We start from the raw sequence: 11974 nt of genomic DNA, 5'->3' as shown, positions 1-11974 counted from the left end.
GATTAATCCGGGCATTTTTATGGGTATTCGGTTTAAAGGCTATACAGCCGTTCTTTGGGAAAGACGGCCTTAAAGGTTGAGCCGCTATTTTCTTTGGACTCGACTTCTAAATGGGCATTGTGCTGCATCAAGACATGCTTGACGATGGCCAGCCCTAAACCGGTACCGCCGGTCTGACGGCTACGCGCGCTATCTACCCGATAAAAACGTTCGGTTAGACGCGGCAGGTGTTTCGGATCAATGCCGATGCCGGTGTCCTGCACGCTAAAATAGCCATGCTCGCCATCATCATGCCAGCCAATGGTAATGGTGCCGCCTTTCGGGGTGTATTTGATGGCGTTGGTAATTAAATTGCTAAAGGCACTGGCCAGTTCCATATCGGAGCCAATCAGGTCGCAATGACTGTCGATATCCAGATTCAGGGTATGGCCATAATCAATATTGTAGGCATGCGCATCATCAAACAGCTGGTTCATCAGACTTGGCATGTCAATAATCTGGTTTTTAGCAATGGTCTTTTCATTTTCCAGACGCGACAGCAGCAGCAGGTCATTGACCAGCGCATTCATACGCCGGGTTTGCGACTGCATCTGTTCAAAGGCACGTTTCCAGCGCGGATTCATATCTTCCTGGTCGGTAAAGGTTTCAATATAGCCACTCAGTACGGTCAGCGGGGTGCGTAATTCGTGCGAGATATTGTCGACAAAGTCTTTGCGCATCTGTTCCAGATTGTGCATCCGGGTCATGTCATGTGCCACCAGCAGGCGGCTTTCGCCACCAAAGCGGGTCATTTTGACCTGCACATAGTGTTCATCCAGCACGGTCGATTTGATTTTCAAGCCATCTGGTGCCTGATCAATATGATGAAAATATTCAATAAATGCCGGTTGGCGCAAAATGGTTAAAATATTGCGACCACGATCCAGTGGCTGAATGCCGAGCAGGCGCTCTGCTGCCGGGTTCCACCATTCGATCTGATGGTTATCATCAATCAGCACTACCGCTTCGGCCAGGGCCACTAGTGACGACTGAGCGCGGTCAATCAGCCCGACCATTTCGGCCTGGACAATACGTTCCTGACGCTGCGAGCGGTAGACATTAAATAATAAAGCCCCCCAAATGCCATGCAAATTGGGGGGAACATCATAGGGACGGTTGGCAATCCAGTCATTGACCAGATAGAGGGAGCGCATTTGGGTGGCGAAAAACGCCAGAAAGCCAATAAAAATACAGATCCAGAACTGTTCGATCCCGAGACCAATAAAACCTGCAATTACTAAAAAAAAGATCAGTAAACGGAGATCTTGTTTGGCAAAAGTCCACAAACTGCTGTAACGGACATTCTTGTGGTCACGGGCCAGTTCGGGGACAGGGTATGGTTCATACATAAAAAGCGATTAACCTAAGGCGACATCCGCACGGGTTGAGAAACGGTATCCAGTGCCACGAACCGTTTGTACAAAGCGGTCTGCGCCAAAAGGCTCCAGCACCTTGCGTAAACGACGAATATGCACATCAATGGTACGATCCTCAATATATACGTTGCCACCCCAGACCTGGTCAAGTAGTTGTGCACGGGTATAGGCACGTTCCGGATGCGTCATAAAGAAGGCCAAAAGACGATATTCGGTTGGACCCATGTCCAGAATGTTGTCGCCAAAGCTGACGCGCTGGCTAACCGGATCCAGAATCAGGCCGTTGGCATCAATGGTTTTTTCACCATTCAGGGCATTGGCACGGCGCAGTACGGCTTTGATGCGTGATACCAGCTCGCGGGTAGAAAACGGTTTGGTCATGTAGTCGTCGGCACCGGCATCCAGACCCTGAACCTTGTGGTCTTCTTCACCGCGTGCAGTCAGCATGATCACCGGAATTTCCGCCAGGTTTTCATCACGTTTTAAACGACGACACAAATCAACACCGCTGACGCCGCCAGGCATCATCCAGTCCAGCAAAATCAGTGCCGGGCGTTGATCGACGATCATCTGATGCGCCTGTTTGGCATCTTCAGCCTGTAAGCAATGAAAGCCGGCCATATCCAATGAGGTATGGATCATCTCTCGGATTGGAAGTTCATCATCGACAATTAAAATGTAGTCATCTTTCACAACGCAATACCCTATAAGTGAACGGTGAACCGTTTATATTTATGACAGGCTTATTACAAAGATTAATTATGACAGTATCATTGCAGAAAGGGCAGACAGCGCTATTTTCGCAATGTTTTGTGACAATTTTTGTACAGAATGGGCTGAATCCGGAATTAATTTAAAAAAATTTAAATAAAAGATTCAAATATTTAATTTTTCTTGCAGTTTGATGACAGGGATTCAGGCTTTTTTGGTATTTTCTGGCTCTGCTTCGGAAAAATGTTCGAGCAGGGAAATGAACACCACGCTACAGGCGCTAAGCACTTCATCCATTGACTGCTTAAAGCCGCTCATGACCCAGCGAATGGCAATTTGGGTGACATAACCGTTCAGGCCGCTGGCAATTAATGACAGTTCACGCTCTGAATGCTGCAGGTTTGGCATCATTAGCATGACAAAGGCCTGAATCATGCGATCAAAGCGTGCCATGCTTTCCTGAATGGTGGCCTGATTATGCAGTTCCTGCACCAGCATGGCATCAATATAAATAATCCGAGCCATCTGCGGGTTGTCTTTGAGCGTAGTCAGCAGGGCAGTTAAACCGGCTTCAATCATTTTTTGCGGATTGGTCGAGGCCTGCATGATGGCCTGCATCACATTGTGTTGCAGTGCATCAATCAGCTGTAAAAAAATGGTCTGGAACAGGTCTTCACTTTTTTTGAAGGATTCGTAGAAATAGCGCTCGGTGAGTTTGGCCTCGGTACAAATATCTTTCACCGTGACCGCAAAAAAACCATGCGTGCCATAGGCGTGCAGGCCGGCTTCAATCAGTTTTTCCCGGCGTAGCTGTTTGCGCTCGCTCAGCGATAATCCTTTAAATTGGCGCTCTTTATTTTGGGTATTCTGCGCATTTGGGGGAGCGGGGTGTTGTGCTTCGGTCATAGTAAAAAGGCCAGTTCACATCCTATATTGCTATAGATTAACAAGATTTTGCGCTAAGTGCGAAGTTTGGCACTCAGATTTGAACGCAGCAGACAGAAATCTGCGGGCTTTTGCGTTGACAATGATTATTGTCAAAATTATATTTGAGTGGTGAAATTGAAGTGCGCTGCCGTGCCTGAGGGACGCAGCAAGACCATCCATAAAAAGGAAGCGGAATGAAAAATTTTAAAAATAAAGTCGCGGCGATTACCGGAGCAGGTTCAGGCATTGGCCAGCAGCTGGCCGTATTATTGGCCCAGCAGGGCTGTCATCTGTCTTTAAGTGATGTTAATGAAGAAGGTTTGGCTAAAACCAAAGCCTTGCTGAGTGATTATAACGTGCGAGTGACCACGGCGCAGGTGGATGTGGCAGATCGGGCGGCTATGAAGCACTGGGCTGAACAGACCGTGCAGGATCATGGCTCGGTCAATATGATTTTTAACAATGCCGGGGTGGCCTTAGGATCGACTGTTGAAGGTGCCTCTTATGAAGACCTGGAGTGGATTGTCGGGATTAATTTCTGGGGCGTGGTGCATGGCACCAAAGAATTTTTGCCGTATATCAAACAGACTGGTGATGGCCATATTGTCAATATTTCCAGCCTGTTCGGGATTACTGCGCAGCCGACCCAATCGGCCTATAACGCGACCAAATTTGCGGTACGTGGTTATACCGAGTCGTTACGTCAGGAACTGGATATCCAGAACTGTGGCGTGAGTGCGCTGTGTGTGCATCCGGGCGGGATTCGGACCAATATTGCCAACGCCGCGAAAATGAATGACAGTCTGAGCAGTCTGGGCATGAATTCAGAAAAGTCGATACGCTCCTTCAATAAATTATTGCGTTATCCGGCAGAGCATGCGGCACGCGATATTCTGGATGCGGTTTTAAAAGATAAACGCCGTTTGTTGATTGGTAATGATGCCAAAGCCATTGATTTAATTCAGCGGATTGTCCCTAGTGGCTATCAGCGGGTGATGGCGGTGGCGACCCAGCTGGGCAAAGGCCGTAAATAAACTGTATTTTAAAGAAGCCTGCGTTAAGCGGGCTTTTTTGTGGCTGTTCAGCATATTTCATTTTTTATTTATCTGAAATTCAGAATAAAACTGTCAAGTTTTTGACAGATTTGAATAAGCTGTTTTGACATCATCAGCTCATCCCGAGTGGAAACCTTTAAAAACATCAAAAGAGAAATGAAGGAAATTTAACATGAGCTATGACTATCAACATATTCAGGTCAAACCGATTAATGGCCGTATTGGCGCTGAGATTCAGGGTATTCAATTATCTTCGCAATTGGCACAAGCGGTGATTCAGGAAATTAATCAGGTGCTATCTCCTGCCCTCAAATCAACACCTCAATGGTCTTTTTCTTCCAGACAAACTGATAATACAGACCCTGTAAAATACACAGACTGACAAAGGCCAGCGCATAGGCATACCAGATGCCTTGCAGTCCCCACCACTGACTGAACAGATAGGCACATGGCACTTCAATCAGCAAAATTGCCAGCACATTAATAATCATTGGCACGGTCACAGTCCCGCTGGCACGCATAATCGAAGCGAAAATGGCACTGGCACCAAAGAACAGAATTGACCACAATACAATAAACAGCAGCTGCTGGCCTAACCCGACCACCTGCGGGTCGGTAATAAACAGCGCCATTAAATATTTCGAGAATAAATAGGCCAGCACCACTAGCATCCCGGTAATCATCAGGTTCATGCCCAAAGCAGTACGGGTGACTTTGGCCAGTAAATCGGACTTGCCAGCCCCAATCGCCTGCGCACCAAAAATAGAGGCGGCAATGGCAATCGACAGCGCCGGAAACTGAATATAGTTCAGCACCTGATTCACCGCACCATAAGCCGCTGTGGCTTCAGCGCCATAACGGTTGACCAGCCCGACAATTACCAGACCGGCCACCGACGTGGTGACCATCTGAATGCCGGTCGGAATACCCAAACGTAAAATAATCTTGCTCAAGATCGGTTGATGGCGAATATTTTTCAGCAATTGCCAATCCGGTCGTAGCGGATGGTTTTTCTTGTTCAGATACACCGCCAGAAAAATCAGCACCGCCAGATAACCAATAATGGTGGCAATGGCCGGAGCAATAATCCCCAGACGCGGAAAACCAAAATAGCCGGCAATTAGCACCGGGGTAATAAACAGCCCGATCAGGCTGGTCATGCCTAAGGCAATTAAGGGGGTAATACTGTCGCCCACGCCGCGTAAAATGGAGGTGTAAATAATATAGACAAACAGCAGCGGGCTACCGGCCAGCATCCATTGCACATAGGGCAACGACAGATGCATCACCTGCGGATCGGTACCTAAGGCTAGCAGAATGGATTTGGCGAAAATCACGCCTAAAATGGCAATGATGGTGCCGCCAATCAGGGTCATAAACAGGGTCGAGCCGACCACACAGCGTACTTTTTCAATATTCTGCGCACCCCAGGCCTGCCCGACCAGCACGGTTGAACCGGCTGACAGCCCGATCACAAAGGCCATCAAACAGAACAGAATCGGGAAAAATACCGCCACTGCTGCAATGGCATCGACACCCATCATCTGGCCAACAAAGACGGTGTTGATGGTGCCAGACAGGTTTTGCAGAATATTGGTGGCAATCAGCGGCAGCAGGAAAATCAGAAAGGTTTTCCAGAGCTTGTGTTGATTCACCAAAGGTTGATGCTGCGGCATGAGCAATCCTGTAACCGGTTTATGATCGTGTGCATGAATGGCTTTACCCTAGCATGAGCCTGTAGCAAAAAGCCTTAGCAATTGCGTAACTTAGCTGATCTTACGTACTCGTGTTAACAGGCCGAGAAAATTTCTGCGGCCCGATCCAGCGTTTCATCTTTTTTGGCAAAACAGACCCGAATCAGGCGTAAATCATCCGGCGGGGTCTGATAAAAAGCAGAAATCGGAATCGCCACAATCTTGTGCTGCTCGGCCAGATACTGGCACATCTGCAGATCGTTTAAATCCGGGCGGATGGCGCGATAGTCCAGATTCTGGAAATAGGTGCCTTGCGCGGGAATCCACTGAAAACGGGAGTGCTGGATACCGGCCTGAAAGCGGTCGCGTTTGGCCTGATAGAACGCAGCCAGTTCTGCAATATGCTCTGGATGCTGCTGCATAAATTGCGCCAGCGCGACTTGCACAGGGGTTACGCCACAGAAATTGGCAAACTGATAAACCTGCCGGAACAGCTGCATCAAAGCCGGTGAAGCCATGCAATAACCGGTTTTCCAGCCGGTGACATGAAAAGTTTTACCAAAAGAACCAATCACAAAACTGCGCTCGTGCAGAGCTGGAAAATCAAGCGCTGAATAATGCTGCTGGCCGTCATAGACCAGATGTTCATAGACTTCATCGGACAGTACGACAATATTGCGATCCTGAATCAGCTCAATCAGGGTATGCCAGTCTTCGGCTGACCACAGCGTACCGCTCGGGTTATGCGGAGTATTGACGATGATCATACGGGTACGATCATGAATGGCATCTTTGACCTGATTCCAGTCGACCTGAAAATGGGGCGGCTGCAAGGCCAGATGGATAGCTTTCCCGCCAGCCAGTTGCACGGTGGGAGCATAACTGTCATAGCTGGGATCAAAAATAATCACTTCATCCCCGGCCTGCACCACCGCCTGAATGGCACAGAAAATGGCAATGGTCGCGCCGGCGGTAATACTGATTTCGGTGTGAGGATCAAACGAACGGCCAGTCTGTTGCTGCTTTTGCGTGGCCAGCTGTTCTCTGAGCAATAACAGTCCATCACCGGGTGGATACTGGTTCTGGCCCTCTAATGTCGCCTGACACAGGGCCTCCAGCAGGGCCGGTGGGGCCGGAAAATCGGGGAAACCCTGTGACACATTCAGGGCATTCAGGCGCTGAGCCAGGGTGGTCATGACACTAAAAATGGTCACGCCAAGCGCAGGAAGTTTAGATTGAAGTTCAAGCATGACCATTGACTACCGTTATTGTATTATGTACATCGCATGATAAGCCGCCATCCGCCAGCAATTGAAGCAGTGGGCGAAAAAACTGAATTAAATCAATTCGACCAGCGCCCGGATAATCCCCAGTGCCAGACCAATAAAGGCCCCCACCACCACGCCATTGACCCGGATCATATGCAGGTCGCCGCCGACTTCGTTTTCAATTTTGCCAATCATCTCGCGTGAATCCCATTCATGAATCCGCTCACTAATAAAACGGATCACTTTTTCACTGTACTGGTCAGAGAGATTGACGGCGATGCCGCTCATTTTGTCATTTAGCAACTGGCGCACGGCGCCGTTACTGATAATGTTCTCACCGACCTGCTGAATGGCCACGCGCAGGTTTTCCGCAATACCGGAATCGGGTTTTTCCAGATCTGCCCGGATTGCATCACACAGAATCACCACTGCACCGCTAATAAAATTCAGCACTTGCGGACTGTCCAGCAGGGCATTTTTGGTCTGGTTCAGGCGTTGGCTGGCGGCACTGTCCTGATCGGCCAGCTGTTGCATCAGCTGATGCGCCATATCTTCCACTTTTTGTCGCCACGGATGATCGGGATCGGCCAGCATCGAATCGACCCGTTCCAGTAAAGAGTCGATGGTGCGCTGCTGTACATCAATACCAATCCAGCTGGCACCTCTGGCCAGACGCCACACGCCCAGTTCTTTAAACAGGGTGCGGGTCAGCTCGCGGGTTTCTACCGGATGTTGCAGCATCCAGTCATGCGCCAGATCCAGCCCGCGTTGCAGCACATCCTGATGGAAATCATTTTCCAGCACTGCGCGCAGCATTTCACTGGCCAGATAATTAATGTCAGTATTTTTGACCCATTGCACACTGTTGCTTTGAATAAAGCGGCCAATCTGTTCCTGCCCGACAAATTCAAAAATCTTCGGTACGGTCTGTTGAATTAGCTGGCTGACCTGCTGGTTATTCTGCGGATTGGCCAGCCACTTGCCCACCGCCAGCGATACATCGGTATTGTGCAGGCTGCGCTGTACAATTTGCGGCGACAGGAAATTTTCCTGAACAAAACGTCCCGTCGACTCGGCAATACGGTCTTTGTTGCGCGGAATAATTTCGGTATGTTCCCGCAGAAACTTGGGAATGGGCAGCCGGCCAAAGGGATTACGAAACAGCACAGTAATCGCATACCAGTCAGCCAGCCCGCCGACCACGCCAGCTTCAGCCGACAGCATCAGAATATGAATCAGCCAGATATAGTCGGGCAGCAGTTTGGCCAGCACCATTAAACAGATCCAGGCCAGCACGGCCGTGATCAGGGCCATGGTAGCAAAACGCTTGCTGCGTTGCAGGTTTGGAGAAGTCGGTGCTGGCGCTGTCTGCATGCATGTTTCCCTAGTTTGAAGTGGCTACCGGTGGCTGTAACACCTGACCGCCTGGACTGAGCCCGTATTTTCCACCCAGTGACTGCAAGATCAGGCGAGCATCAAAGGCATCACTTGGGGCACTTTTTTGATCTTTATAACATTGAATCGTATAGGAAACCTGAATCGGGTCAACATTAATGACCTGCGGGTAGTCATAAAATGGGTCAGGCCAGAAAGCCGGATGGCGACGGTAATAGCCATACGGATAAAAGCTCGGTGCCGGATAGACCACAGCCTGACGCGGTGGCTGCTGGCTGCGGTTACTCGGATCATCCAGCACTTTAAAGAAGGTATGGCCCTGTTGCAGCGTGGTTTGCGCAGCTTTGACCAGGGTAATTTCTTCGGCGGTGCCAAAGCTCATGTTGGGGCGGGCCTGAAAACTGATGCGATAGGTCTGGCTGTTCAGTGGCGTCACCGAATATTGGCCCAGCTGGTCAAAGGTCAGCGGCTTGGATGGTGTGGTGGCACAGCCGCCCAGCAGCAGACTGAGCCCGAGGCCTAAACCAAGAATTAGATGTTTCATGCTGTTCTCCTGTGAAGATACTGCAAGGGGAGAATGAACCGCGTTTTAATTAAAAACTGCTGTTCGGTTGGGTCAGGAACTCCAATTCTTCTGCGCTTGATTGGCGTCCCAATATTTGATTGCGATGTGGATAACGGCCAAAGCGCTCAATAATCACTTTATGTTTCAGTTCATAGCCCAACACGGTGGGGTCATTCAAACTTTCAAACAACGTTAATGCGACTTCGTGAATACGTTTGGATTCACTGTGCATAAACGGCATATATAGAAAACGACGTTCGGTTGGGTTTAAGTCCTGATCCAATTTTAAGTGAATCATTTCTTGTGCCAACACCAAGGCCATTCCATCTTGGGCAAAGGCACGCGGGTCATTACGGTATAAATTACGTGATAATTGATCTAAAACAATGATTTCAGCCAAACGACCTGCGGGTGTTTCGCGCCATGTCCATAGTTCTCCTTGTGCCGCTTGTTGCAGTACATCGGTAAATTTTTCTGCAAGCACGGCATCAAACTCTGCGCTTTTGACAAACCAGTTCGGTTCCGCAGCAGGAGAAAACCAAAAATCTAAAAAATCCTGATAATTCATACGCTTTATTATTTACCTCTGTTCTTTTGATTATAAAATCACAAATTTCACATGTCTTATAGAGCAACTTTGTGATAAAAAATTGCCAAAAATAAAGTTGTGGGTTTGTTTGAAAACTATACAGGATGTAATGTGCCGGCACTAAATCGCGTTATACTGATATAAACCGATGATTTTCTTTAGTAGTTTTTTGCGATAAGCGAGATTGTAATGAGTCAACCCGAATCGACCTCTCAAGATACTTTAACGACTTGGGTGGATTCTTCGCTACTGCACGGCATGTTGCGTGGTATTGAGCGTGAAAGCCTGCGTATGCAAAGCAATGGATTTCTCTCTCAGGCAGCCCATCCGAAGGGCTTGGGTTCGGCACTGACTCATCCGCATATCACCACCGATTATTCCGAAGCATTAATGGAGTTTATTACTCCGCCGCAGGACAGTATTCCGGGCGCACTGAATTATTTAAGCGATATTCATGCCGTGGTGCACCGTCAGCTGGAACATGAAGAAAAACTCTGGCCGCTGTCAATGCCGTGTATGCTGGATGATGCCGAAGAACGCATTCCGCTGGCGCAATATGGCAGCTCCAATATTGGCCGCTTCAAGACCTTATACCGTCATGGTTTGGGGGTGCGTTATGGACGCCGGATGCAGACCATTTCCGGGGTGCATTATAATCTGTCTTTCCCGGATGCCTTATTTGAAGCGCTGCAACAACAAGAAAGCGATGAGGCACTCAAAAATCTGAGCCTGCAGGATTATCGCAGCCATCGCTATTTCGGTTTAATCCGTAATTTTATTCGCCTGACCCCACTGGTGATGCTGGTGGTCGGTGCCAGTCCATCGGTGTGTCAGTGTTTTATGACCGGCCGTGAACATCATTTGCTGCCACTGGTACGCGGCACGCTGTTCCTGCCATATGCCACCGCCTTGCGCATGGGCCGTTTTGGTTATCAGAATTCGGCGCAAAAACAGCTCGGGATTCACTATAACAACCTGAGTGGTTATTTAGAGGGTCTGCAAAAAGCCGTCAAAACCCCGTATCAGCCATTTAGCCGTTTGGGCCTGAATGATGCACAGGGTGAGCCGATCCAGATCAATGATCACGTGCTGCAAATTGAAAACGAATACTACAGTCTGGTGCGTCCAAAACAGGTGCCGCAGGCGGGTGAAACGCCATCGCAGGCGCTGGCCAATCGGGGTGTTGGCTATGTCGAATTACGCGCGGTCGATGTCAATCCGTATAGCCCGATCGGGATTGATGAACACACCGCCGGCTTCCTGGAAGTGCTGGCACTGTACTGTCTGCTGAAAGACAGTCCGGCGTTATTGGATGATGAACAGGACATTATTGAGCGCAATCAGGCCGAAGTCGTGAATCGTGGCCGTGCGCCAAATGCCACCATTTTGGCAGATGGCCAGTCCTATCTGATTGAAGACTGGAGCCGTAGTCATGTTCAGGCCATGCAGCCTTTGGCTGAACTGCTGGATCAGGCCTATGCCACAACGCTATATAGTCAGGGTCTGGCGACCATGCTCGGCCGGATTGATGAAGTCGATGCGACTCTATCGGCGCAGGTGATTGAGGATACCTTACATCAGGGCGGCACCTGGAACTTTGGCAGCCATATGGCGCAGCAACATGCCGACGTCTATCAGGCGCATGTATTAAGCCCGGAAACGCTGGCCTATTTTGAAGAAATGGCCCAGCAATCATTGCAACAACAACAGCAACTTGAGCAGGAACAGACCTTGAGTTTTGAGCAGTTCCTGACTCAGTACCGATAAAAATAGAAAGAGGATTGACCATGCAATGGAGTTATCGCTTCGTGAGTGGTGTTTTGTTTTGTGCCAGTGTGGTGGGGATGGCCTTCGCCCTGTATCTTGAGCATGTGCAAGGTCTGGCGCCGTGTCCATTATGTGTTTTCCAGCGTGTCGGCCTGATTGGCTTGGGAATCATTTCCCTGATCGCGCTGCTCCACAACCCGCTTTCGGGGGCGTTTAAACGACTGTATGCCTTTTTGGGCAGCTTAAGCATTTTATGGTCGGCCGGTGTTGCCGCACGGCATGTCTGGCTGCAAAACCTGCCGCCGGACCAGGTGCCAAGCTGTGGTCCGGGGCTGGATTATCTGGTCGATGCCTTGCCAATGAAAGCCGTGCTGCAACAGGTGCTGTCCGGTTCTGGTGAATGTGCAGTGATTGACTGGACTTTTCTGGGTCAATCCTTGCCGGTCTGGTCGTTAGTGTTCTTTATTGTGCTAACGATTATTAGTATCTGGCAGTTAATCCGCACCTATCCCTATACTGCGGCCAAAACCAAGCCGGTGAAAAAGAAATAATATTGTCATCCATATCAATAAAAAACAGGAGGGCCAT

Annotated in this window: 11 protein-coding genes; 3 read left to right on the top strand and 8 right to left on the bottom strand. The window is 49.2% G+C overall.

What is annotated here, in order from left to right; translation table 11 throughout:
- Window positions 1–32: 32 nt before the first annotated feature.
- The 3 genes from phoR to VF685_RS08990 all read right to left on the bottom strand — a co-directional run bounded on the left by phoR (window position 33) and on the right by VF685_RS08990 (window position 3032).
- A complete protein-coding gene (phoR, locus tag VF685_RS09000; protein WP_016658705.1) occupies window positions 33–1388 on the bottom strand; it encodes a phosphate regulon sensor histidine kinase PhoR in 1356 nt (451 codons plus the stop codon).
- Window positions 1389–1397: 9 nt separating this feature from the next.
- Window positions 1398–2108, bottom strand: coding sequence for a phosphate regulon transcriptional regulator PhoB (phoB, locus tag VF685_RS08995; protein ID WP_005180894.1), 711 nt, complete (start codon window positions 2106–2108; stop codon window positions 1398–1400).
- Between the two features lie 222 nt (window positions 2109–2330).
- Window positions 2331–3032 carry a TetR/AcrR family transcriptional regulator gene (locus VF685_RS08990; protein ID WP_286385154.1) on the bottom strand — a complete coding sequence of 234 codons (702 nt, stop codon included), beginning with the start codon at window positions 3030–3032 and terminating at the stop codon, window positions 2331–2333.
- 215 nt (window positions 3033–3247) lie between these two features.
- On the opposite strand from VF685_RS08990, the gene VF685_RS08985 reads away from it, so the two are divergent.
- The gene (locus VF685_RS08985) at window positions 3248–4087 is read left to right on the top strand and encodes an SDR family NAD(P)-dependent oxidoreductase (protein ID WP_016658706.1); all 840 of its coding nucleotides are present in this window, start codon (window positions 3248–3250) and stop codon (window positions 4085–4087) included.
- 329 nt (window positions 4088–4416) lie between these two features.
- On the opposite strand, the gene VF685_RS08980 is transcribed toward VF685_RS08985, so the two are convergent.
- The 5 genes from VF685_RS08980 to VF685_RS08960 form a co-directional block, all read right to left on the bottom strand.
- Complete coding sequence (locus tag VF685_RS08980) at window positions 4417–5784, bottom strand: MATE family efflux transporter (protein WP_440203613.1); 1368 nt, start codon at window positions 5782–5784, stop codon at window positions 4417–4419.
- 113 nt (window positions 5785–5897) lie between these two features.
- Window positions 5898–7052, bottom strand: coding sequence for a methionine aminotransferase (locus tag VF685_RS08975; RefSeq protein ID WP_440203612.1), 1155 nt, complete (start codon window positions 7050–7052; stop codon window positions 5898–5900).
- Between the two features lie 87 nt (window positions 7053–7139).
- Window positions 7140–8444: a DUF445 domain-containing protein gene (locus VF685_RS08970; protein ID WP_440203611.1), complete on the bottom strand. Its 1305-nt coding sequence runs from the start codon at window positions 8442–8444 to the stop codon at window positions 7140–7142.
- 10 nt (window positions 8445–8454) lie between these two features.
- Window positions 8455–9009 (bottom strand): CC0125/CC1285 family lipoprotein, encoded by a 555-nt coding sequence (locus tag VF685_RS08965; RefSeq protein WP_005180882.1) that lies wholly within the window; start codon window positions 9007–9009, stop codon window positions 8455–8457.
- 49 nt (window positions 9010–9058) lie between these two features.
- Window positions 9059–9598, bottom strand: a complete 540-nt coding sequence (locus tag VF685_RS08960; protein ID WP_005180881.1) for a DUF924 family protein — start codon at window positions 9596–9598, stop codon at window positions 9059–9061.
- 210 nt (window positions 9599–9808) lie between these two features.
- Between VF685_RS08960 and gshA the strand changes: the two genes are divergently transcribed.
- Both gshA and VF685_RS08950 read left to right on the top strand, forming a co-directional pair.
- Window positions 9809–11386, top strand: a complete 1578-nt coding sequence (gene gshA, locus VF685_RS08955; protein ID WP_440203610.1) for a glutamate--cysteine ligase — start codon at window positions 9809–9811, stop codon at window positions 11384–11386.
- Between the two features lie 20 nt (window positions 11387–11406).
- Window positions 11407–11937, top strand: a complete 531-nt coding sequence (locus tag VF685_RS08950; protein ID WP_016658712.1) for a disulfide bond formation protein B — start codon at window positions 11407–11409, stop codon at window positions 11935–11937.
- The last annotated feature ends 37 nt before the right edge of the window (window positions 11938–11974 follow it).

The organism is Acinetobacter sp. Brlt_5, from assembly GCF_051949055.1.
Taxonomy (GTDB): Bacteria; Pseudomonadota; Gammaproteobacteria; order Pseudomonadales; family Moraxellaceae; genus Acinetobacter; species Acinetobacter indicus.
The sequence above is the reverse complement of the archived record's forward strand: the minus strand, read 5'-3'. Positions and strand labels throughout refer to the sequence as shown.

Bases quoted from the DNA above. Each gene is read 5' to 3' on its own strand.
- phoR (WP_016658705.1), bottom strand. From the start codon at position 1,388: ATGTATGAACCATACCCTGTCCCCGAACTGGCCCGTGACCACAAGAAT.
- VF685_RS08960 (WP_005180881.1), bottom strand. From the start codon at position 9,598: ATGAATTATCAGGATTTTTTAGATTTTTGGTTTTCTCCTGCTGCGGAA.
- VF685_RS08975 (WP_440203612.1), bottom strand. From the start codon at position 7,052: ATGCTTGAACTTCAATCTAAACTTCCTGCGCTTGGCGTGACCATTTTT.
- VF685_RS08950 (WP_016658712.1), top strand. From the start codon at position 11,407: ATGCAATGGAGTTATCGCTTCGTGAGTGGTGTTTTGTTTTGTGCCAGT.
- VF685_RS08965 (WP_005180882.1), bottom strand. From the start codon at position 9,009: ATGAAACATCTAATTCTTGGTTTAGGCCTCGGGCTCAGTCTGCTGCTG.
- gshA (WP_440203610.1), top strand. From the start codon at position 9,809: ATGAGTCAACCCGAATCGACCTCTCAAGATACTTTAACGACTTGGGTG.
- VF685_RS08970 (WP_440203611.1), bottom strand. From the start codon at position 8,444: ATGCAGACAGCGCCAGCACCGACTTCTCCAAACCTGCAACGCAGCAAG.
- VF685_RS08980 (WP_440203613.1), bottom strand. From the start codon at position 5,784: ATGCCGCAGCATCAACCTTTGGTGAATCAACACAAGCTCTGGAAAACC.
- VF685_RS08990 (WP_286385154.1), bottom strand. From the start codon at position 3,032: ATGACCGAAGCACAACACCCCGCTCCCCCAAATGCGCAGAATACCCAA.
- VF685_RS08985 (WP_016658706.1), top strand. From the start codon at position 3,248: ATGAAAAATTTTAAAAATAAAGTCGCGGCGATTACCGGAGCAGGTTCA.